The sequence below is a fragment of the Mycobacterium sp. MUNTM1 genome, assembly GCF_054660795.1.
Map to the genome: position 1 here is coordinate 1 of NZ_BAAGDE010000042.1, position 21,048 is coordinate 21,048.

Sequence of the window (21,048 nt, forward strand, 5' to 3'; positions counted from 1 at the left end):
CAGCAGCCCCAGCGCCGCGAACACCACGGTGCCCAACGCGATCACCGCCACCGGTAGGCAAGGACTATGTCGAGGGCATGGTGCAGTCGAACTCGAACGGGACGATTGCGCTTCGGACGCGCTCCGGCTCGGCGACGGTGGACTACACACCGCAGACCAGGGTCATGGACGTCACCCCGGCGAAGCTGGCCGATGTGACGCCCGGCAGTTGCGTGAACGTCAAAGCCACCCCGCAGAGCGCGCCACCCCCCGGGACTCCAGCGCCCGGCGGGCCGCCGCCGGGCCCGATCACCGCGCAAGCCGTCACGGTCACGCAGTCCGCGGACGGCAAGTGCCCGCCGCCGGCCGGCTTCTACGGCACCGTGGCGTCGGTGACGGGCAACACGATCGCCGTCAACGGCCTCGGACCCGGCGGCCCCGGCGCCGCTACCAACGTGACCGTCGCCGACTCGACCTCATACCAGCGGCAGACGCCGTCGAACGCCGAGTCGATCACGAACGGCAAATGCATTGGGGCCCAAGGAACTCAGGACGGTGGCGCCCTGCACGCACAGATGATCAGCGTGGAAACGTGCCCACCGATGGGGCGCCCGCACCCCCACCTGCACCTGCCCCACCTCCCGCACATCCACCTCTAGGACGCGGGACGCCGCCGTGCCGTCGCTGCGCTAAAAGCCTGACTCAGACGGTGAAGCCGAGGGCGCGCAGCTGTTCGCGGCCGTCCTCGGTGATCTTGTCCGGACCCCACGGCGGGTTCCACACCCAATTGATCCGCAGGTCGTCGACCAGGCCGGCGCCCACCAGCGCGCTGCGGGACTGGTCTTCGATGACGTCGGTCAACGGGCAGGCCGCCGACGTCAGCGTCATGTCGATCAGGGCGACGGTTCCCTCGTCGCCGTCCTCGACGTTCAGCCCGTAGACGAGCCCCAGATCGACGACATTGATGCCGAGTTCGGGGTCGACGACGTCACGCATCGCCTCCTCGAGGTCGGCAAGGAACTCCTCACCCTGCGCGGTGGTTTCGCTCATCTGTGACCTCCTCGAAGTCCGCTTCCTGGTCCGAACAAGCTTTGGCCAGAGCATCTTTGAACGCCATCCAGCCCAGCAGCGCGCATTTGACCCGCGCCGGGTATTTGGCCACCCCGGCGAATGCGATCCCGTCGCCCAGCACGTCCTCGTCGCCCTCGATCGTCCCGCGCGACGACACCATCTCGGTGAAGGCAGTGATGGTCTTGAGCGCCTCGCCGACACTTTGACCGATCACCTGCTGGGTGAGCACCGAGGTCGCCGCTTGGCTGATGGAGCAGCCCTGCCCGTCGTAGGACACGTCGGCGACGGTCTCGCCGTCCTCGGACAGCGCGACCCTCAGCGTGACCTCGTCACCGCAGACCGGGTTGACGTGAAACACCTCGGCGCCGAACGGCTCCCGCAGCCCACGGTGCTGCGGGTGCTTGTAGTGATCCAGGATCACGTCCTGGTACATCTGCTCGAGACGCAATGTCAGCCTCTCCCAAAGAAATCCAGAGCGCGGCGCACGCCGGCCACCAAGCGCTCGACCTCCTCGGCGGTGTTGTACACCCCGAAGGACGCCCGGGCGGTGGCCGCGAGACCGAACCGGCGATGCAGCGGCATCGCGCAGTGGTGTCCCACCCGCACCGCGACGCCCTCGTCGTCGAGCACCTGCCCGACGTCGTGGGCGTGCACGCCGTCGACGACGAAAGACACCGGCGAGGCGCGGTTCTCCATCGACACCGGCCCCACGATGCGCACGGCGTCGATGCCGGACAGACCGTCGATGGCCGCGGCGACCAGCTGGTGCTCGTGCGCCTGCACGGCCTCCATGCCGAGGGCGCCGAGATAGCGTGTGGCCGCGCCCAATCCGACCACCTGCGACGTCATCGGCGTGCCGGCCTCGAACCGCTGCGGCACCGCCGCATAGCTGGACGATTCCATGGTCACGGCCTCGATCATCGAACCGCCGGTCAAGAACGGCGGCAGGGCCGACAGCACCTCACGGCGTCCGTAGAGGACGCCGATGCCGTTGGGGCCCAGCATTTTATGACCCGAGAACGCGGCGAAGTCCACGTCGAGGGCGTGGAAGTCGACGGGCTGGTGCGGCACCGACTGGCAGGCGTCGAGCACGGTGAGTGCGCCCACGGCGCGGGCGCGGCTGACCACCTCGGCCACCGGGGCCACCGCGCCGGTGACGTTCGAATGATGGGTGAAGGACACGACTTTGACGCGTTCGTCGAGCTGCAGCGAGTCGAGGTCGATGCGCCCGTCGTCGGTGACGCCGTACCAGCGCAGGCTCGCCCCGGTGCGCCGGGCGAGCTCCTGCCAGGGAACCAGGTTGGCGTGGTGCTCGAGCTCGGTGGTGACGATGACGTCGCCGGGTCCGACGGCACGCTCGAAACGGCTGTCCCCCAGCACATATGACACCAGGTTGAGCGCCTCGGTGGCGTTCTTGGTGAACACCAGCTCTTGCGCGTCGGCACCCACGAACGCGGCGATGTCGGCGCGGCCCTGCTCGTAGGCGTCGGTGGCCTCCTCCATCAGCTGGTGCGCACCGCGGTGCACCGCGCCGTTGGACGTCAGCAGAAATTCCCGCTCGGCGTCGAGCACCTGCAGCGGCCGCTGTGACGTCGCGCCGGAATCCAGGTACGCCAATGGATTTCCGCTGCGCATGACCCGCTTGAGGATCGGGAAATCGGCGCGGATGGCCGCGACATCCAGGGGTGAGACCGCCGCCGAAGGTGTAGCCATGTCAGGCCCCGGTTGCCGCCGCTTGGGTGAAGCGGACGTAGCCGTTCTGCTCGAGCTCGTCGGCCAGCTCCGGGCCGCCGGACTCGGCGATCCGGCCACCGACGAACACGTGTACGTATTCGGGCCGGATGTAGCGCAGGATGCGGGTGTAGTGCGTGATCAACAGGACGCCGCCGTGCTCGGACTCGGCGTAGCGGTTCACGCCCTCGCTGACCACCCGCAGCGCGTCGACGTCCAGGCCGGAGTCGGTCTCGTCGAGGATGGCGATCTTGGGCTTGAGCAATTCCAGCTGCAGGATCTCGTGGCGCTTCTTCTCACCGCCGGAGAAGCCCTCGTTGACGCTGCGCTCGGCGAACGCCGGGTCGATCTCCAGCGAGCCCATGGCCGCCTTGACCTCTTTGACCCAGTGCCGCAGCTTCGGGGCCTCGCCGCGCACGGCGGTCGCCGCCGAGCGCAGGAAGTTCGACACCGAGACGCCGGGCACCTCGACCGGATACTGCATGGCCAAGAAGATTCCGGCGCGTGCGCGCTCGTCGATGCCCATCGCCAGCACGTCCTGGCCGTCCAGCGTGATGGAGCCCGAGGTCACCGTGTACTTGGGGTGACCGGCGATGGCATACGACAGCGTCGACTTGCCCGACCCGTTGGGGCCCATCAAGGCATGCGTCTCACCGGATTTCACCGTCAGGTCGACGCCGTTGAGGATTCCGATCTCGCGCTCGGACTCGGCGGCGTTCGGGTTGACGACGCTGACGTGCAGATCTTTGATTTCCAGAGTGGTCATGAGGCTGTTGTTTCCGTCTTTTCCGTGATGGCCAGTTCGTGTTCGATGGCGTCGGTCAGGCGTTCCCGTATCTCGGGCACCGCGATCTTGGAGATGATTTCGGCGAAGAAGCCGCGGATGACCAGGCGGCGCGCCTGCTCCTCGGGGATGCCGCGGGAGCGTAGGTAGAACAGTTGCTCGTCGTCGAAACGCCCGGTGGCACTGGCGTGCCCGGCGCCGACGATCTCGCCCGTCTCGATCTCCAGGTTGGGCACCGAGTCGGCACGCGCCCCGTCGGTCAGCACCAGGTTCCGGTTCACCTCGAAGGTGTCGGTGCCGGTGGCCTCGGCGCGGATCAGCACGTCGCCGATCCAGACCGTGTGCGCGTCGGGCAGCGTGGACTCCGAATCGCCTTGCAGCGCACCCTTGTACAGCACGTTCGACTTGCAGTCGGGCTGGGCGTGATCCACCAGCAGCCGCGACTCCAGGTGCTGGCCGTCGTCGGCGAAGTACAGGCCGAGCAACTCCGCGTCGCCGCCGGGGCCCAGGTACCGCACGTTGGCCGTCAGCCGGACCACCTCGCCACCGAGCGTGACGGCGACGTGGCGCAGCACCGCGTCCTTGCCCAGCCTGGCGTGCTGCATGCTCACGTGCACCGCGTCGTCGGCCCAGTCGGCCAGCCACACCACGGTGAGCCGGGCGGCGTCGTCGACGACAAATTCGACGTTGTCGGCCAGCGTGCCGCTGCCCCGGTGGTCGATGACGACGACCGCCTCGGCGAGCTCGGAGACCCGGATTTGCAGGTGTCCGTAGGCCACCGCGCCCTCGCCGGGGCCGGTGACGGTGACACCGACGGGCTCGGCGATGCGGGTGTCGCGCTCGACGGTGATCACGGTCGCGGAGTTGAACGACGAAAACGCTTGCGCGGCAACACGGTCGGTGGGCACCCCACCCTGGCCCAGGCGCTCGTCGCCGCGGGAGACGGTCTCGATCCGCAGGCCGGGCCGCTCGGCGACGCTGATGCCGGCCTTGCCGGTGGCGCGCGCCGACCCGTCGTGCAGGCCACGCAGCCGGCGCAGCGGGGTGAACCGCCAGATTTCGTCGCGACCGTGCGGGACCTCGAACGCGTCCACATCGAACGAGGAGAAGACCTCGCCCTTGTTGGCCGCGGTCAGGGCCGAACCCTCAACCGCTTCAGTCAGGTTCGTCACTAGCCGACCGCGCCTTCCATCTGCAGCTCGATCAGCCGGTTGAGCTCGAGCGCGTATTCCATCGGCAGCTCTTTGGCGATCGGTTCGACGAAGCCGCGAACCACCATGGCCATCGCCTCGTCCTCGGTCAGGCCGCGGCTCATCAGGTAGAACAGCTGGTTCTCGCTGACCTTGGACACGGTGGCCTCGTGGCCCATGGTGACGTCGTCCTCGCGGATGTCGACGTAGGGGTAGGTGTCGCTGCGGCTGATCGTATCGACCAGCAGCGCATCACATTTCACGCTGGAGCGCGATCCGTGCGCGCCCTTGTTCACCTGCACCAGGCCGCGGTAGGAGGTGCGGCCACCGCCGCGCGCCACGGACTTGGACACGATGTTGCTCGACGTGTTCGGCGCCAGGTGCAGCATCTTCGCGCCGGTGTCCTGGTGCTGGTCCTCGCCGGCGAATGCGACAGAGAGCACCTCGCCCTTGGCGTGCTCGCCGGTCATCCACACCGCCGGGTACTTCATGGTGACCTTCGACCCGATGTTGCCGTCGATCCACTCCATGGTGGCGCCGGCCTCGGCGCGGGCCCGCTTGGTGACCAGGTTGTAGACGTTGCTCGACCAGTTCTGGATCGTCGTGTAGCGAACGCGCGCATTGGGTTTCACGATGATCTCGACCACCGCCGAGTGCAGCGAATCGGACTTGTAGATCGGAGCCGTGCAGCCCTCGACGTAGTGCACGTAGGAGCCCTCGTCGGCGATGATCAGCGTCCGCTCGAACTGGCCCATGTTCTCGGTGTTGATCCGGAAGTAGGCCTGCAGCGGGATGTCGACGTGGACGCCCTTGGGGACGTAGATGAACGAGCCACCGCTCCACACCGCGGTGTTCAGCGCGGAGAACTTGTTGTCCCCGGCCGGGATCACGGTGCCGAAGTACTCCTGGAAGATCTCGGGGTGTTCGCGCAGACCGGTGTCGGTGTCGAGGAAGATGACGCCCTGGGCCTCCAGGTCCTCGCGGATCTGGTGGTAGACCACCTCGGACTCGTACTGGGCCGCGACCCCGGCGACCAGGCGCTGCTTCTCGGCCTCCGGGATGCCCAGCCGGTCGTAGGTGTTGCGGATGTCCTCGGGCAGGTCTTCCCAACTGGCGGCCTGCTTCTCGGTGGAGCGCACGAAGTACTTGATGTTGTCGAAGTCGATGCCGCCCAGGTTCGAGCCCCAGTTCGGCATCGGCTTGCGGTCGAAGATGCGCAGCGCCTTGAGCCGGGTCTGCAGCATCCACACCGGCTCGCTCTTCTTCGCCGAGATGTCGCGGACGACGGCCTCGGACAATCCGCGCTGGGCGCTGGCGCCGGCGACGTCGGAGTCCGACCAGCCGTAGCCGTACCGCCCCAGGGAGGCGATCGCCTCTTCCTGCGTCAGCGGCGCGGTTGCCGTCTTGCTGGCCTCGGGTGTGAGTGTCATCGAGACGCTCCTTTGGTGCTCGTGGTGTCGTGGCGCGGGCTGGGCGCCTGGGTCAGGGGTACGTGCGTGGTGCAGGCGCAGTCGCCGTTGACGATGGTCGCCAACCGCTGGACGTGGGTGCCCAGCACCTCGGCCATGGCCTGCTGTTCGGCGTCGCACAGTTCGGGGAATTCCTCGGCGACGTGCGATACCGGGCAGTGGTGCTGGCAGATCTGCACGCCGTGGATCGGCCCGCCGACCTGCGTGGTGGTGGTGACATAGCCGGCCTTGGTCAACGCGGTCGCGATCCGCTCAGCGGCCGCCTCGACGTCGGTGTCCGCCGCGCTGTCGGCCGCGGGGACGTCGGCCAGGATGCCATCGATGCGCTGCCGGGCGAAGGCCTGCACCGCCTCTTCGCCGCCGATCTCGCGGAGTTGCCGCATGGCCGCCGCCGCCAGGTCGTCATAGGCGTGGTCGAGCTTGGCCCGCCCGGCCGGGGTCAGCCGGTAGCGCTTGGCGGGTCGTCCGCGTCCCACCTGCTGCCACGCCGCGGCCGCGGTGGACTCGGCGTCACCGGCCTCGATCAGGGCGTCGAGGTGGCGTCGCACGCCGGCGGCCGCCAGGCCCAGCCGGTCACCGATCTCGCCGGCGGTGATCGATCCGGATTCCAGCAGCAGGCGCACGATCGCGCGGCGGGTGTGACCATCCGGTACCGACGCGCCGACGTCCGCCGCGCCGGTACCGGCGTCGGCGGACCCATCGGGGCCGGTTCGGATTTTCACAACACCAGTGTGACGCAATTCCGGGGATCGGTCTAGCAAGGGTCCCCTGTCCTGGCGTTGCGCTGCTCACACCAACGGCGTGGCAGTAACCCTTTTCATCCGGCGGCTACGCTGCTCTGATGGCAGCCCGCCACCACACGCTGAGCTCATCGATCGCCAGTCTGCACGGCGACGAGCAAGCGGTGGGGTCGCCGCTGAACGATACCGAGCTCACCACGCTGCGCCGCACCCGCCTGTTCGGCGCGACGGGCACGGTGGTGATGGCGATCGGCGCGCTCGGCGCGGGCGCCAGGCCCGTCGTGCAGGATCCGACGTTCGGCGTGCGGCTGCTCAACCTGCCTTCGCGCATCCAGACCGTCTCTTTGACCATGACGACCACCGGTGCGGTCATGATGGCGCTGGCCTGGTTGATGCTGGGCCGGTTCGCGCTGGGAAACCGGCGGATGTCGCGCGGCGACCTGGACCGCACCCTGCTGCTGTGGGTGTTGCCGCTGTTGATCGCCCCGCCGATGTACAGCAAGGACGTCTACTCCTATCTGGCGCAGAGCCAGATCTCGTTGGAGGGCCTGGATCCCTACCGGGTGGGCCCCGCGTCGGGCCTGGGCCTGTCGCACATCTTCACGCTGTCGGTGCCGACGCTGTGGCGCGAGACGCCCGCGCCCTATGGGCCGCTGTTCCTGTGGATCGGGCGCGGCATCTCCTCGATCACCGGGGAGAACATCGTCGCCGCGGTGCTGTGCCACCGGATGGTGGAGCTGCTGGGCGTGGGGCTGATCGTCTGGGCGACACCGCGGCTGGCGCGGCGCTGCGGCGTCGCCGAGGTCAGCGCGCTGTGGCTGGGGGCGGCCAACCCGCTGCTGATCATGCATCTGGTGGCCGGCGTGCACAACGAGGCGCTGATGCTGGGCCTGATGCTGGCCGGCGCCGAATTCGCGTTGCGCGGCATCGACGCGCCGCGGTTGCTGCCCGCGTCGTGGAAGCTGGCCCCGGACTGGGAACCGCTGGGGATGCTGGTCGCCGGCTCGGTGCTGATCGTGTTGTCGTCGCAGGTGAAGCTGCCGTCGCTGCTGGCGCTGGGCTTCGTCACGATGGCGCTGGCCTACCGCTGCGGTGGCACCGTGCGCGCCCTGCTGCTGACGGGCGGCGCCATGGCCGGGTTGTCGCTGGCGGTGATGGCGCTGGTGGGTTGGGCCAGCGGCCTCGGATTCGGCTGGATCTACACGCTGGGCACCGCCAACGTGGTGCGCAGCTGGATGTCGCCGCCGACGCTGCTGGCGCTCGGCACCGGACAGGTGGGCATCCTGCTGGGCCTGGGCGATCACACCACCGCGGTGCTGGGGCTGACCCGTGCGATCGGCGTGCTGATCATCACGGTCATGGTGGCCTGGTTGCTGCTGGCCGTCTTCCGCGGCCGGCTGCACCCGATCGGCGGGCTGGGCGTGGCGCTGGGCATTACGGTGCTGCTATTCCCCGTCGTGCAGCCCTGGTACCTGCTGTGGGCCGTCATCCCGCTGGCCGCCTGGGCGACGCGGACCGGCTTCCGGGTGGCAGCAATCGTCATCAGCCTCGTCGTCGGGATCTTCGGCCCGACGGCCAACGGCGACCGGTTCGCGCTGTTCCAGATCATCGACGCGACGCTGGCCAGCACGGTCATCGTCGTCGCGCTCATCGCGTTGACCTACACCCGCCTGCCCTGGCGCCGCCCGCCCGGCCAGGACACCGGATCCAACGGCGAACCCGTCGACGACGCGGCGGCGACGCCGCCGACTCCGCCGACCCCCCGCCCGGCGCCTGCGCATGACGCCTACGCTGATTCCACGTGAGCCGCGCCGACGACGATGCAGAGCGAAGCGATGAGAAGGAGCGGCGCTCGTGAGTTCGGCCTTTCCAGAATCGCGCGAATCCCCTGACGCAGTGGTGCGGCTGCGCGGGGTCACCAAGAAATACGGATCCGGCGCGACGGCCGTCGAGGCCGTCTCCAACCTCGATCTCGAGGTCTACGCCGCCGAGGTGTTGGCCCTGCTCGGCCCCAACGGCGCCGGCAAGACGACGACGGTCGAGATGTGCGAGGGCTTCGTGCGACCGGACGCCGGCACCATCGAGGTGCTCGGCCTGGACCCGATCGCCGACAACGCCCGGCTGCGGGCGCGGATCGGGGTGATGCTGCAGGGCGGCGGCGGTTACCCCGCGGCCCGGGCGGGCGAGATGCTCAACCTGGTGGCCGCCTACGCCGCCGACCCGCTGGACCCGGCCTGGCTGCTGGACACGCTCGGCCTCACCGACGCCGCCCGCACCACCTACCGGCGGCTCTCCGGCGGCCAGCAGCAGCGGCTGGCGCTGGCGTGCGCGCTGGTCGGCCGCCCCGAACTGGTGTTCCTCGACGAGCCGACCGCGGGCATGGACGCCCACGCCCGGCTGCTGGTCTGGGAGCTGATCGACGCGCTGCGCCGCGACGGCGTGACGGTGGTGCTGACCACGCATCAGCTCAAGGAGGCCGAGGAACTCGCCGACCGGCTGGTGATCATCGATCACGGGGCGACGGTGGCCTCCGGCACGCCCGCCGAGCTGATGCGCAGCGGGGCCAAGGACCAGTTGCGGTTCAGCGCACCCCCGCGGCTCGACCTGTCGTTGCTGTCCGCCGCGCTGCCGGAGGACTACAAGGCGACCGAGGTGACGCCGGGCGAGTACCTGGTCGAGGGGCACGTCGACCCCCAGGTGCTGGCGACCGTCACGTCCTGGTGCGCGCGGATCGACGTGCTGGCCACCGACATGCGCGTCGAGCAACGCAGCCTCGAGGACGTGTTCCTCGACCTCACCGGCAGGAAGTTACGGCCTTGACGGACAACGAGATTCAATCGAACCTCTTCCCCGCGGGTACCTTCGCGCCCGATCCGCGGCCCAGCCCGGTGCCGAAAATGCTTGCCGCGCAATTCGGTTTGGAGCTCAAGCTGCTGCTGCGCAACGGCGAACAGCTGCTGCTGACCATGTTCATCCCGATCACGCTGCTGGTCGGGCTCACGCTGCTGCCGCTCGGTTCGTTCGGCCAGCACCGCGCGGCGACCTTCACCCCGGTCATCATGGCGCTGGCGGTGATCTCGACGGCGTTCACCGGGCAGGCGATCGCGGTCGCCTTCGACCGGCGCTACGGCGCGCTCAAGCGGCTCGGCGCCACCCCGCTCCCGGTGTGGGGCATCATCGCGGGTAAGTCCCTGGCCGTGGTGACCGTGGTGTTCCTGCAGGCAATCCTGTTGGGCGCCATCGGTTTTGCACTGGGCTGGCGACCCGCGCCGACGGCGCTGGCGCTGGGCGCGGCGGTGATCGCGTTGGGCACCGTGGTGTTCGCGGCGCTGGGGCTGCTGCTCGGCGGGACGCTGCGCGCCGAGATCGTGCTCGCAGTCGCCAACCTGCTGTGGTTCGTCTTCGCCGGGTTGGGCGCGCTGACCCTGGAAACCGGGATCACCCCGGCGGCGGTGAAACTCGCGGCTCGGCTGACGCCGTCCGGCGCGCTCACCGAGGCGCTCTCGCAGGCGATGACCATGTCGGTGGACTGGTTCGGCGTGGTCGTCCTGGCGGCGTGGGGCGCGGTGGGCGCGCTGAGCGCGCTGCGCTGGTTCCGCTTCACCTGACGGTCTTAGTTGCCGTGGCTGGCTGTCGTGGCACGACACGTAAACCACGCACACGACACGCCCCGGGGACCCCTGTGGGTGGTTCAAGTCTCGCGAGCGGACGGTCTTACTACGGCCCGTAGTTTTCGGTGCCTTAGGATCGGGCCGTGGTTGGACGGATGCTGATGCGCGCGGTGGACCTGCTCCCCAACCCCAGCGTCGGTGTGCAGCGCCTGATCGCCGCGGTCGTCATCCTCACCCAGGGCGGCATCGCCATCACCGGCGCGATCGTGCGCGTCACCGCCTCGGGGCTGGGTTGCCCCACCTGGCCGCAATGCTTTCCGGGCAGCTTCGTTCCGGTGGCCCACGCCGAGGTGCCGCGCATCCACCAGGCCGTCGAATTCGGCAATCGGATGGTCACCTTCGCCGTGGTGATCACCGCGGCGCTGGCCGTCCTGGCCGTGACCCGGGCACGGCGCCGCCGCGAGGTGCTGGTCTATGCCTGGCTGATGCCGGTGTCCACCGTCGTGCAGGCGGTGATCGGCGGCATCACCGTGCGCACCGGGCTGCTGTGGTGGACCGTGGCCATCCACCTGCTGACGTCGATGACGATGGTGTGGCTGGCGGTGCTGCTGTACGTGAAGGTCGGCGAGCCCGACGACGGGGTGGTCCGCGAACGGGTGGTCAGGCCGCTGCGCGCCGGAACCGCCCTGTCCGGCCTGAACCTGGCCGCGGTGCTGGTCACCGGCACGCTGGTGACGGCCGCCGGCCCGCACGCGGGCGATCGCAGCCCCACCCGCACGGTGCCGCGGCTGAAAGTCCAGGTCGACACCCTGGTGCACCTGCACTCGTCGCTGCTGATCGCCTACCTGGCGCTGCTGGTGGGCCTGGGCTTCGGGCTGCTGGCGGTGCGCGCCGCCCGCCCCGTGCGGTTGCGGCTCGCGGTGCTGCTGGTGCTGGTGTTCGCGCAGGCCGGCGTCGGCGTCGCGCAGTACTACACCGGGGTGCCGGCCGTGCTGGTCGCGCTGCACGTGGCCGGGGCCGCGGCGTGCACGGCGGCCACCGCGGCGCTATGGGCGTCGATGCGAGAGCGGGCCGAGCCCGAGCCGCTCGCAGGCTGACTCCACCGCCAGCGCGAAGCGATGCTGAGCGAGGTCGCGCGCGGCGGTGTCCAGCCGGCGCCAGCCCAGTGACGGCGCGACCAGGTCCAGCCGTACCAGCCGCTCGCCGGCCACGTCGACCCGCGCGCAGAGCAGCTCCCGGGCGGCGATGCCGGAGCGGGTGGCCGCCGCGGCCAGCGCGGCGTGGCCGAGGTCCCACGATTCGAACTCCGGCTCGACCGGCCAGGCGTGCGACCGCTCGCCGCCCAGAAAGACCAGCGACGCGTCGGGCGGTGTGCCCGGATCGGCCGTCGAGACCCCGTCGTGCTCGAGGTCGCGCAGATACCGCTCATCGAGGTTCCAAGCCACCGCGCCCGGCGGGTTCAGCAGGTGGCGCACGCGCCGGGTCCAGGCCAGGAATTCGTCGCGCCGATCCGGTGCGCCCGCGGCGGCCCGCAGTATCACCAGATCCGCGCCGGTGGCGTCCGGATCGTCCCAGGACAGCCAGCGCGCGTGCAGCCCGCGCCCCCGCAGCGCGCCCACCAGACCGGCGTCGTCGGATACCCGGCCCGCGCCGTCGCCCGCCCCCGCCAACACAAGGCGGGGATGGAAGACGTCCGGGCGAGCGAGTTTCATGCCCGGGCATGATAAGCAGATGCACGCGATCGAGATCAGCGAAACCGGCGGCCCCGAGGTGCTGCGCTACGTCGACACGACCAGGCCCACGCCCGGGCCGGGCGAGGTGCTGATCAAGGCCGAGGCCGTCGGCGTCAACTACATCGACACCTACTTCCGCTCCGGGCAGTACCCGCGGGAGTTGCCGTTCATCCTCGGCTCGGAACTGGCCGGCACCATCGAATCCCTCGGCGACGGCGTCGACGGGCTGCGCGTCGGCGATCGTGTGGTCAGCGCCGCGGCGGCCGGCGGGTACGCCGAATACGCTACGGCCCCAGCACATTTGACGGCCGAGGTGCCCGACGGCGTGACGGCCGAGGTGGCGGCCTCGGCGCTGCTCAAGGGGTTGACCGCCCACTACCTGCTGAAGTCGGTGTATCCGGTGCAGGCGGGCGACACGGTGCTGGTGCACGCCGGCGCGGGCGGCGTCGGACTGATCCTGACGCAGTGGGCCCACCTGCTCGGTGTGCGGGTGATCACCACGGTGTCGACGCCGGACAAGGAGCGGCTGTCCCGGCAGGCGGGCGCCGACGAGGTGCTCCCCTACCCCGACGACGCGAAAGCGTTCGGCGAGCGGATTCGCTCGTTGACCGATGGCGCCGGGGTGGCCGCGGTGTACGACGGGGTGGGCGCGACCACCTTCGACGCCAGCCTGGCCAGCCTGGCCATCCGGGGCACGCTGGCGCTGTTCGGCGCGGCCAGCGGGCCCGTTCCGCCGTTCGACCCGCAGCGCCTCAACGCCGCCGGCTCGGTGTTCTTGACCCGGCCGTCGCTGGCGCATTTCGTGCGCACCGGCCAGGAATTCAGTTGGCGGGCAGAGGAATTGTTCGCCGCGATCGCCTGCGGCGACATCACCGTCGAGATTGGCGGGCGCTACCCGCTGGCCGAGGCGGCCCGCGCCCACCAGGATCTGCAGGGCCGCAAGACGGCGGGCTCGGTCGTGCTGCTGCCCTGACTCGGGGCAGGCCCTGGACGGGGGTTGCGTCGTCGAGTGTGCACTGGCGGCGTCGAGAGCGCGGTCAGGGCGGGATCCCGACGATTTTTCCGCCCAGGCCGCACACTCAACGGCGCGCCGAGGTCCAGATCAGAACAGGTGCGGCAGCCCGATGGCCGAGTCCACGGCCAGCGCGCAGAACACCACGGCCAGATAGTTGTTCGACTGCAGGAACAACCGCAGCGGCTTGACCGGCTCGCCGGCGCGGACCCCGGCGTAGAGCTGGTGGGCCATCGCCAGGAACCACACCCCCGCGACCACGGCGACGGCGGCGTACAGCCACCCCGTCGCCAGCGCCAACGCCAGCGTGGCCAGCACCGTCAGCCAGGTGTAGATCAGGATCTGCTTGGTCACCTGACGCTCGGTCGCCACGGCCGGCAGCATCGGCACGCCCGCCGCCTTGTAGTCATCCTTGTAGCGCATCGCCAGCGCCCAGGTGTGCGGCGGCGTCCAGAAGAAAATGATGGCGAACATCACCAGCGCGGGCCATTGAATGGTGCCGGTGACGGCCGACCAGCCGATCATCACCGGCATGCAGCCGGCCGCGCCGCCCCACACCACGTTCTGCGAGGTGCGGCGCTTGAGCAGCAGCGTGTAGACGAACACGTAGAACGCGATCGTCGCCAGGGCCAGCAGCCCGGACAGCAGGTTCGTCGTCCACCAGAGCCAGACGAACGAGGTCACCGTCAGCACCAGGCCGAGCACCAGGGCGTTGCGGGTGGGCACCGCCGCGCGGGCCAGCGGCCGCCGCGCAGTGCGCTTCATCACCTTGTCGATGTCCGCGTCGGCCACACAGTTGAGGGTGTTGGCGCCGCCGGCGGCCAGCATCCCGCCGACCAGCGTATTGATGATGAGCAGCGGGTTCACCGTGCCGCGCTGAGCCAGCAGCATCGCCGGGATGGCGGTGACGAGCAGCAGTTCAATGACCCGCGGCTTGGTCAGCGCCAGATACGCCAGCACCGTGCCTTGTATTCGGCTTGGCAATTGGCTCGGCGCGGCGCGCCCGCGAACGCTCACGCAATAACTCCTTGGGGTCGCAGCGGCGCGCAGCATCTACTACACACGATGGTAGACCGCGTTGGGGTGATGGCCCGCCCGCGGGTCGGTTCCCGCAGATTTTTCCCAGATTTCCGAACTGAATGTTAAGCGCTTTCGACGGGCGCGTAATTTTCACACCTGCCGGCCGTGGGTACCCGAAATCCTGCGCTGCAAGAGCCGGCCCTCCCGCACTAGGGTGGGATTGATCAGCTCGATGACCCAAGGACAATGTCTGTGACGACACTCGAAGAGATCTCTACGCTGACCCAACCGCACCTCCCCGACGACTGGTCCGAGCTCGACTCGGCCGCCGTCGACACCATCCGGGTGCTGGCCGCGGACGCGGTGCAGAAGGTGGGCAACGGCCACCCCGGGACGGCGATGAGCCTTGCGCCGCTGGCGTACACCTTGTTTCAGCGGGCGATGCGCCACGACCCCAGCGACACCTACTGGTTGGGCCGCGACCGGTTCGTCCTGTCCTGCGGGCACAGCAGCCTGACGTTGTACCTGCAGCTGTACCTGGGTGGCTTCGGCCTGGAACTCTCCGACATCGAGTCGCTGCGCACCTGGGGCTCCAAGACCCCCGGGCACCCGGAGTTCCGGCACACCAAGGGCGTTGAGATCACCACCGGCCCGCTCGGGCAGGGCCTGGCGTCGGCGGTGGGCATGGCGATGGCCGCCCGCTACGAGCGCGGCCTGTTCGATCCCGATGCGGCCCCCGGCACCAGCCCGTTCGACCACTTCATCTACGTCATCGCGTCCGACGGCGACATCGAAGAGGGCGTCACCTCGGAGGCCTCGTCGCTGGCGGCCGTCCAGCAGCTGGGCAACCTCATCGTCTTCTACGACCACAACGAGATCTCGATCGAGGACGACACCGACATCGCGTTGTGCGAGGACACCGCCGCGCGGTACCGGGCCTACGGCTGGCACGTGCAGGAGATCGAGGGCGGCGAGAACGTCGTCGCGATCGAGGAGGCCATCGCCAACGCCAAGGCGGCCACCGACCGGCCGTCGTTCATCTCGCTGCGCACCATCATCGGCTACCCCGCACCCAAGCTGATGAACACCGGCAAGGCGCACGGCGCGGCCCTGGGCGACGAGGAAGTCGCCGCCGTCAAGGAGATCCTCGGCTTCGACCCGGACAAGAAGTTCGAGGTGCGCGACGAGGTGATCGCCCACACCCGCAAGCTGGTGGACCGCGGCAAAGAAGCCCACGAGAAGTGGCAGGCGGATTTCGACGCCTGGGCGCAGGCCCAACCCGAGCGCAAGGCGCTGCTGGACCGGTTGACCGCCGAGGAGCTGCCGGACGGCTGGGACGCCGACATCCCGGTCTGGGAGCCGGGCGACAAGGCCCTGGCCACCCGCGCCGCGTCCGGCAAGGTGCTCAACGCGATCGGGCCGAAGCTGCCCGAGTTGTGGGGCGGCTCGGCCGACCTGGCGGGCAGCAACAACACCACCATGGACAACGTCAAATCCTTTGGCCCGCCGTCGATTTCGACCAAAGACTATACGGCGGACTGGTACGGGCGCACGCTGCACTTCGGGGTGCGCGAGCATGCGATGGGCGCGATCCTGTCCGGCATCGTGCTGCACGGGCCCACCCGGGCCTATGGCGGCACCTTCCTGCAGTTCTCCGACTACATGCGCCCGGCGGTCCGGCTGGCCTCGCTGATGGACATCGACACCATCTACGTGTGGACGCACGATTCCATCGGGCTCGGCGAGGACGGTCCGACGCACCAGCCGATCGAGCACCTCGCGGCGTTGCGCGCCATCCCGAAGCTTTCGGTGGTGCGCCCGGCCGACGCCAACGAGACCGCCCACGCCTGGCGCACGATCCTGGCCCGCGGCAACGGCAGCGGACCGGTCGGGCTGATCCTGACCCGCCAGGGCGTGCCGGTGCTCGAGGGCACCAGCGCCGACGGCGTCGCCCGCGGCGGCTACATCCTGGGCTCGGACGGCGAGGATCCCGACCAAGACCCCGACGTGGTGCTGATCGCCACCGGCTCGGAGGTCCAGCTGGCGGTCGAGGCGCAGAAGTTGTTGGCGGACAAGGACATTGTGGCGCGGGTGGTCTCCATGCCGTGCGTCGAGTGGTTCGAGTCCCAGCCGGACGACTACCGTGACAGCGTCCTGCCGCCGACCGTGTCGGCCCGGGTGGCCGTCGAGGCCGGCGTCGCGCAGAGCTGGCACAAGCTGGTCGGTGACACCGGCAAGATCGTCTCGATCGAGCACTACGGCGAATCCGCCGACTACAAGACCTTATTCCGTGAATTCGGCTTCACCGCCGAAGCCGTCGCTGCCGCCGCGGAACAAGTAGTGGATAACTGAGGAAAGGGTAATTCACATGACCGCTCAGAACCCGAATCTGGCGGCGCTGTCCGCCGCCGGCGTATCCGTCTGGCTTGACGACCTGTCGCGTCAGCGGCTGGAGTCGGGCAACCTGCAGGAGCTGATCGACACCAAGAGCGTCGTCGGCGTGACCACCAACCCGTCGATCTTCCAGAAAGCGTTGGCGGAGGGCGATTCCTACGACGGCCAGATCGCCGAGCTGGCCGAGCGCGGCGCCGACGTCGACGCCACCATCCGCACCGTCACCACCGACGATGTCCGCAACGCGTGCGACGTTCTCAAGCGCGAGTGGGAGGCCTCCGACGGCGTCGACGGCCGGGTGTCCATCGAGGTCGACCCGCGCCTGGCGGCCGAGACCGACAAGACCGTCGCGCAGGCCGTCGAGCTGTGGAAGATCGTCGACCGGCCGAACCTGTTCATCAAGATCCCGGCCACCAAGGCCGGCATCCCGGCGATCACCGCCGTTCTGGCCGAAGGGATTTCGGTCAACGTCACGCTGATCTTCTCGGTCGAACGGCACCGGGCCGTGATGGACGCCTACTTGGCCGGCCTGGAGAAGGCCCGCGAGGCCGGACACGACCTGTCCAAGATCCATTCGGTGGCCTCGTTTTTCGTGTCCCGGGTGGACACCGAGGTCGACAAGCGGCTGGAGAAGATCGGCAGCGAGGACGCGCTCGCGCTGCGCGGGCAGGCCGGCGTGGCCAACGCCCGGCTGGCTTACGCGGCCTACCAGGAGGTGTTCGAGGGCGGCGACCGCTACCAGTCGCTCAAGGCCGACGGGGGCCGCGTGCAGCGCCCGCTGTGGGCGTCCACCGGCGTCAAGAACCCCGACTACTCCGACACCCTCTATGTCACCGAACTGGTGGCGCCCAACACGGTGAACACGATGCCGGAGAAGACGATTGACGCGGTCGCCGATCACGGCGAGATCAAGGGCGACACGGTCTCCGGCACCGCCGCCGACGCCCAGCAGGTGTTCGACAAGCTGTCCGCGGTCGGGATCGACCTGCCGGATGTGTTCGTGGTGCTGGAGAACGAGGGCGTGGAGAAGTTCGTGGATTCGTGGACCGAGCTGCTGGAGGAAACACAGAAGCAGCTGGGTTCCGCCTCCAAATGACCCCAGTCCGCTCCCCGCAAGAATGGCAGAACCCGTTACGGGACAAGCGCGATAAGCGGCTCCCGCGGATCGCGGGGCCATGCGGGATGGTGATCTTCGGCGTCACGGGCGACCTGGCCCGCAAGAAGGTGATGCCGGCGATCTACGACCTGGCCAATCGCGGACTACTGCCGCCCAGCTTCTCGCTGGTGGGCTTCGCCCGCCGGGATTGGAGCACACAGGATTTCGGCAAGGTGGTGCACGAGGCCGTCAAGGAACACTGCCGCACGCCCTTCCGGCAGGAGAACTGGGATCGGCTCGCCGAGGGATTCCGTTTCGTGCCAGGCGCTTTCGACGACGACGAGGCGTTCGCCCGGCTGGCCGAGACCCTGGACAAGCTGGACGCCGAGCGCGGTACCGGCGGCAACCACGCCTTCTATCTGGCCATCCCGCCCAAGTCCTTCCCGGTGGTGTGCGAGCAGTTGCACAAGTCCGGCTTGGCGCGTCCGCAGGGCGAGCGGTGGAGCCGGGTGGTCATCGAGAAGCCGTTCGGTCACGACCTGGAGAGCGCGCAGGCCTTGAACAAGGCCGTCAATACGGTCTTTCCGGAGGAGTCTGTGTTCCGGATCGACCATTACCTGGGCAAGGAGACGGTCCGCAACATCCTGGCGCTGCGGTTCGCCAATCAGTTGTTCGACCCGATCTGGAACGCGCACTACGTCGACCACGTACAGATCACCATGGCCGAGGACATCGGTCTGGGCGGCCGGGCCGGCTACTACGACGGCATCGGCGCCGCGCGCGACGTCATCCAGAACCACCTGATGCAGCTGCTGGCGCTGACCGCGATGGAGGAGCCGGTCAGCTTCAGCCCGTTGGCGCTGCAGGCCGAGAAGATCAAGGTCCTGTCGGCCACCCAGCTCGCCGAGCCGCTCGACGAGACCACCAGCCGCGGCCAGTACGCCGCGGGCTGGCAGGGCGGTGAGAAGGTCGTCGGTCTGCTCGACGAGGAAGGGTTCGCCAAGGACTCGACCACCGAGACGTTCGCCGCCATCACGCTCGAGGTGGACACCCGCCGCTGGGCCGGGGTCCCCTTCTACCTGCGCACCGGAAAACGCTTGGGCCGCAGGGTGACCGAGATCGCGCTGATCTTCAAGCGCGCGCCGCACTTGCCGTTCGACGCCACCATGACCGACGAGCTGGGCACCAACGCCATGGTGATCCGGGTGCAGCCCGACGAAGGCGTCACGCTGCGGTTCGGCTCCAAGGTGCCCGGCACCGCGATGGAAGTCCGCGACGTCAACATGGACTTCTCCTACGGCTCGGCGTTCGCCGAGGAGTCCCCGGAGGCCTACGAACAGCTGATCCTCGACGTGCTGCTGGGCGAGCCGTCCCTGTTCCCGGTCAACGCTGAGGTCGAATTGGCTTGGGACATACTCGATCCCGTGCTCAACAACTGGGCGTCCGGCGGTAAACCCGAACCGTACGATTCGGGCACTTGGGGCCCGGACTCCTCCTTCGAGATGCTGCGCCGCACCGGCCGGGAATGGCGGCGGCCGTGATCATCGATATGGCGGACACCACCACCACGGCGGTCAACAAGAAGCTCGACGAACTGCGGGAACGGGTCGGCGCCGTGGCGATGGGCCGGGTGCTGACCCTGATCGTCGCGCCGGACAGCGAGGAGATCCTCGAGGAGTCGCTGCAAGCGGCCAACAACGCTAGCCATGAACACCCCAGCCGCATCATCGTGACGATGCGGGGCAATCCGTATGCGGACAAACCGCGGCTGGACGCGCAGCTGCGCGCCGGCGGGGACACCGGCGCCAGCGAGGTCGTGGTACTACGGCTGTCCGGCCCGCTGTCCGGCCACGCGGCCAGCGTGGTCACCCCCTTCCTGCTGCCCGACATCCCGGTGGTGGCCTGGTGGCCCGACGTCGCGCCGGCGGTCCCCGCTCAAGATCCGTTGGGCCGGTTGGCGATTCGGCGAATCACCGACGCCACCAATGGGGTCGACCCGTTGTCGGCCATCAAGAGCCGGCTGCCCGGGTATACCGCGGGTGACACCGACCTCGCCTGGGCGCGCATCACGTACTGGCGCGCGCTGCTCACCTCCGCCGTCGACCTGACCCCGCACGAACCGATCGAGTCGGCGCTGGTGTCCGGTCTGGCAACCGAGCCCGCGCTGGACGTTTTGGCGGGGTGGCTGGCCAGCCGGATCGACGGCCCGGTGCGCCGGGCGGTCGGCGAGCTCAAGATCGAACTGGTGCGCAAGAGCGAGACCATCGTCTTGAGCCGCCCGCAGGAAGGAAGGACGGCCACGTTGAGCCGGACGTCCCGGCCGGACGCCCTACTCCCCTTGGCGCGCAGGGAAACCGGTGAATGCCTCGCCGAAGACCTGCGCCGACTGGACCCCGACGAGATATACCAATCAGCGCTCGAAGGCATTGAGAAAGTGCAGTACGTGTGAGCACCAGCATCGAAGTTTTCCCGGACAGCAAGACCATGGTCGAGGCCGCCGCGGCGCGGCTGACCGAGACCATCGCGAACGCCGTGGCGGCGCGGGGCCGAGCGCTCATCGTGCTGACCGGCGGCGGCAACGGCATCGGGCTGTTGCAGTCGTTGGTGGGACGCGAGATCGACTGGTCGAAGGTGCATCTGTTCTGGGGCGACGAACGCTACGTCCCCGAGGACGACGACGAACGCAACGACAAGCAGGCCCGGACCGCGTTGCTCTCGCACGTCGACATCCCGTCCAGTCAGGTGCACCCGATGCCGGCCAGTGACGGGGAGTTCGGCAGCGACCTCGCCGCGGCCGCGCTGGCCTACGAGCAGCTGCTGGCCGCCAACGCCGCACCCGGCGAGCCGGTTCCGAATTTCGATGTGCACCTGCTGGGCATGGGCCCCGAGGGCCACATCAACTCGCTGTTCCCCGACACCCCCGCGGTGCTCGAAACCGCCCGCATGGTGGTATCGGTCGACGACTCCCCCAAGCCGCCGCCGCAACGAATCACGTTGACGCTGCCCGCGATAGCGCGGTCGCGCGAGGTCTGGTTGCTGGTGACCGGCGGCGGCAAGGCCGACGCGGTGGCCGCCGCCATCGGGGGCGCCGCACCCGTCTCGGTGCCGGCCGCCGGGGCGGTCGGACTGGACACCACGCTGTGGCTGCTCGACGAGGACGCCGCGGCCAAACTGCCGTCGAACCCATCCGGCGTGGCGTGACAGTGGGCTAGGCCGGT

At 69.1% G+C, this 21,048-nt stretch carries 20 protein-coding genes; 11 read left to right on the forward strand and 9 right to left on the reverse strand.

The genetic code is table 11. The features are described from left to right. Positions 1-638: DUF5666 domain-containing protein (locus ACYQ8K_RS21170; RefSeq protein ID WP_459972074.1), on the forward strand; the 638-nt coding region annotated here is incomplete at its 5' end. Between the two features lie 43 nt (positions 639-681). Here the strand turns inward: ACYQ8K_RS21170 and ACYQ8K_RS21175 are convergent. The 7 genes from ACYQ8K_RS21175 to ACYQ8K_RS21205 are packed head-to-tail and all read right to left on the reverse strand — an operon-like array spanning position 682 to position 6,985. Next, positions 682-1,029, reverse strand: a complete 348-nt coding sequence (locus ACYQ8K_RS21175; protein ID WP_085289419.1) for a metal-sulfur cluster assembly factor — start codon at positions 1,027-1,029, stop codon at positions 682-684. Continuing rightward, the gene (gene sufU / locus ACYQ8K_RS21180; RefSeq protein ID WP_075233623.1) at positions 1,004-1,504 is read right to left on the reverse strand and encodes a Fe-S cluster assembly sulfur transfer protein SufU; all 501 of its coding nucleotides are present in this window, start codon (positions 1,502-1,504) and stop codon (positions 1,004-1,006) included. The genes ACYQ8K_RS21175 and sufU overlap by 26 nt, the downstream gene beginning before the upstream one ends. Further along, entirely contained in the window at positions 1,501-2,763 is a 1,263-nt protein-coding gene (locus ACYQ8K_RS21185; RefSeq protein WP_459972076.1) for a cysteine desulfurase, read from the reverse strand. Before ACYQ8K_RS21185 ends, sufU begins: the two co-directional genes overlap by 4 nt. A gap of 1 nt (position 2,764) precedes the next feature. After that, positions 2,765-3,547 (reverse strand): Fe-S cluster assembly ATPase SufC, encoded by a 783-nt coding sequence (sufC, locus tag ACYQ8K_RS21190; RefSeq protein WP_459972078.1) that lies wholly within the window; start codon positions 3,545-3,547, stop codon positions 2,765-2,767. Further along, positions 3,544-4,737 (reverse strand): Fe-S cluster assembly protein SufD, encoded by a 1,194-nt coding sequence (sufD, locus tag ACYQ8K_RS21195; protein ID WP_459972080.1) that lies wholly within the window; start codon positions 4,735-4,737, stop codon positions 3,544-3,546. Before sufD ends, sufC begins: the two co-directional genes overlap by 4 nt. After that, a complete protein-coding gene (gene sufB / locus ACYQ8K_RS21200) occupies positions 4,737-6,185 on the reverse strand; it encodes a Fe-S cluster assembly protein SufB (RefSeq protein WP_459972081.1) in 1,449 nt (482 codons plus the stop codon). The genes sufD and sufB overlap by 1 nt, the downstream gene beginning before the upstream one ends. Next, the gene (locus tag ACYQ8K_RS21205; RefSeq protein WP_459972083.1) at positions 6,182-6,985 is read right to left on the reverse strand and encodes a helix-turn-helix transcriptional regulator; all 804 of its coding nucleotides are present in this window, start codon (positions 6,983-6,985) and stop codon (positions 6,182-6,184) included. The genes sufB and ACYQ8K_RS21205 overlap by 4 nt, the downstream gene beginning before the upstream one ends. 80 nt (positions 6,986-7,065) lie before the next feature. Between ACYQ8K_RS21205 and mptB the strand changes: the two genes are divergently transcribed. The 4 genes from mptB (at position 7,066) to ACYQ8K_RS21225 (ending at position 11,672) form a co-directional block, all read left to right on the forward strand. Then, on the forward strand, positions 7,066-8,769 hold the full coding sequence (gene mptB / locus ACYQ8K_RS21210) for a polyprenol phosphomannose-dependent alpha 1,6 mannosyltransferase MptB (protein WP_459972085.1): 1,704 nt from the start codon (positions 7,066-7,068) through the stop codon (positions 8,767-8,769). Positions 8,770-8,818: 49 nt separating this feature from the next. Next, on the forward strand, positions 8,819-9,784 hold the full coding sequence (locus ACYQ8K_RS21215; RefSeq protein WP_459972086.1) for an ABC transporter ATP-binding protein: 966 nt from the start codon (positions 8,819-8,821) through the stop codon (positions 9,782-9,784). A gap of 77 nt (positions 9,785-9,861) precedes the next feature. Further along, positions 9,862-10,572: an ABC transporter permease gene (locus ACYQ8K_RS21220; protein ID WP_459972143.1), complete on the forward strand. Its 711-nt coding sequence runs from the start codon at positions 9,862-9,864 to the stop codon at positions 10,570-10,572. A gap of 164 nt (positions 10,573-10,736) precedes the next feature. Continuing rightward, complete coding sequence (locus ACYQ8K_RS21225; protein WP_459972145.1) at positions 10,737-11,672, forward strand: COX15/CtaA family protein; 936 nt, start codon at positions 10,737-10,739, stop codon at positions 11,670-11,672. Here ACYQ8K_RS21225 and ACYQ8K_RS21230 read toward each other — a convergent pair. After that, complete coding sequence (locus tag ACYQ8K_RS21230; RefSeq protein ID WP_459972088.1) at positions 11,622-12,287, reverse strand: hypothetical protein; 666 nt, start codon at positions 12,285-12,287, stop codon at positions 11,622-11,624. The two genes, ACYQ8K_RS21225 and ACYQ8K_RS21230, sit on opposite strands and share 51 nt — an antisense overlap. A 19-nt stretch (positions 12,288-12,306) precedes the next feature. Between ACYQ8K_RS21230 and ACYQ8K_RS21235 the strand changes: the two genes are divergently transcribed. Then, entirely contained in the window at positions 12,307-13,281 is a 975-nt protein-coding gene (locus tag ACYQ8K_RS21235) for a quinone oxidoreductase family protein (protein ID WP_459972090.1), read from the forward strand. A gap of 129 nt (positions 13,282-13,410) precedes the next feature. On the opposite strand, the gene ACYQ8K_RS21240 is transcribed toward ACYQ8K_RS21235, so the two are convergent. After that, complete coding sequence (locus ACYQ8K_RS21240; RefSeq protein ID WP_459972092.1) at positions 13,411-14,337, reverse strand: heme o synthase; 927 nt, start codon at positions 14,335-14,337, stop codon at positions 13,411-13,413. A 255-nt stretch (positions 14,338-14,592) separates the two neighbouring features. On the opposite strand from ACYQ8K_RS21240, the gene tkt reads away from it, so the two are divergent. The 5 genes from tkt to pgl are packed head-to-tail and all read left to right on the forward strand — an operon-like array spanning position 14,593 to position 21,031. Continuing rightward, positions 14,593-16,692, forward strand: a complete 2,100-nt coding sequence (gene tkt / locus ACYQ8K_RS21245; RefSeq protein ID WP_459972094.1) for a transketolase — start codon at positions 14,593-14,595, stop codon at positions 16,690-16,692. Between the two features lie 16 nt (positions 16,693-16,708). Further along, positions 16,709-17,830, forward strand: coding sequence for a transaldolase (tal, locus tag ACYQ8K_RS21250; RefSeq protein ID WP_459972096.1), 1,122 nt, complete (start codon positions 16,709-16,711; stop codon positions 17,828-17,830). Next, positions 17,827-19,371 (forward strand): glucose-6-phosphate dehydrogenase, encoded by a 1,545-nt coding sequence (gene zwf / locus ACYQ8K_RS21255; RefSeq protein ID WP_459972098.1) that lies wholly within the window; start codon positions 17,827-17,829, stop codon positions 19,369-19,371. The genes tal and zwf overlap by 4 nt, the downstream gene beginning before the upstream one ends. Beyond that, positions 19,368-20,279 (forward strand): glucose-6-phosphate dehydrogenase assembly protein OpcA, encoded by a 912-nt coding sequence (opcA, locus tag ACYQ8K_RS21260; protein ID WP_459972099.1) that lies wholly within the window; start codon positions 19,368-19,370, stop codon positions 20,277-20,279. Before zwf ends, opcA begins: the two co-directional genes overlap by 4 nt. Beyond that, complete coding sequence (gene pgl, locus ACYQ8K_RS21265; RefSeq protein ID WP_459972101.1) at positions 20,276-21,031, forward strand: 6-phosphogluconolactonase; 756 nt, start codon at positions 20,276-20,278, stop codon at positions 21,029-21,031. Before opcA ends, pgl begins: the two co-directional genes overlap by 4 nt. Positions 21,032-21,048 lie beyond the last annotated feature (17 nt).

Coding starts and splice junctions, on each gene's coding strand:
- ACYQ8K_RS21175 (WP_085289419.1), bottom strand. CDS start 1,029: ATGAGCGAAACCACCGCGCAGGGTGAGGAGTTCCTTGCCGACCTCGAG.
- ACYQ8K_RS21185 (WP_459972076.1), bottom strand. CDS start 2,763: ATGGCTACACCTTCGGCGGCGGTCTCACCCCTGGATGTCGCGGCCATC.
- sufC (WP_459972078.1), bottom strand. CDS start 3,547: ATGACCACTCTGGAAATCAAAGATCTGCACGTCAGCGTCGTCAACCCG.
- sufB (WP_459972081.1), bottom strand. CDS start 6,185: ATGACACTCACACCCGAGGCCAGCAAGACGGCAACCGCGCCGCTGACG.
- mptB (WP_459972085.1), top strand. CDS start 7,066: ATGGCAGCCCGCCACCACACGCTGAGCTCATCGATCGCCAGTCTGCAC.
- ACYQ8K_RS21220 (WP_459972143.1), top strand. CDS start 9,862: ATGCTTGCCGCGCAATTCGGTTTGGAGCTCAAGCTGCTGCTGCGCAAC.
- ACYQ8K_RS21225 (WP_459972145.1), top strand. CDS start 10,737: ATGCGCGCGGTGGACCTGCTCCCCAACCCCAGCGTCGGTGTGCAGCGC.
- ACYQ8K_RS21230 (WP_459972088.1), bottom strand. CDS start 12,287: ATGAAACTCGCTCGCCCGGACGTCTTCCATCCCCGCCTTGTGTTGGCG.
- ACYQ8K_RS21235 (WP_459972090.1), top strand. CDS start 12,307: ATGCACGCGATCGAGATCAGCGAAACCGGCGGCCCCGAGGTGCTGCGC.
- tal (WP_459972096.1), top strand. CDS start 16,709: ATGACCGCTCAGAACCCGAATCTGGCGGCGCTGTCCGCCGCCGGCGTA.
- zwf (WP_459972098.1), top strand. CDS start 17,827: ATGACCCCAGTCCGCTCCCCGCAAGAATGGCAGAACCCGTTACGGGAC.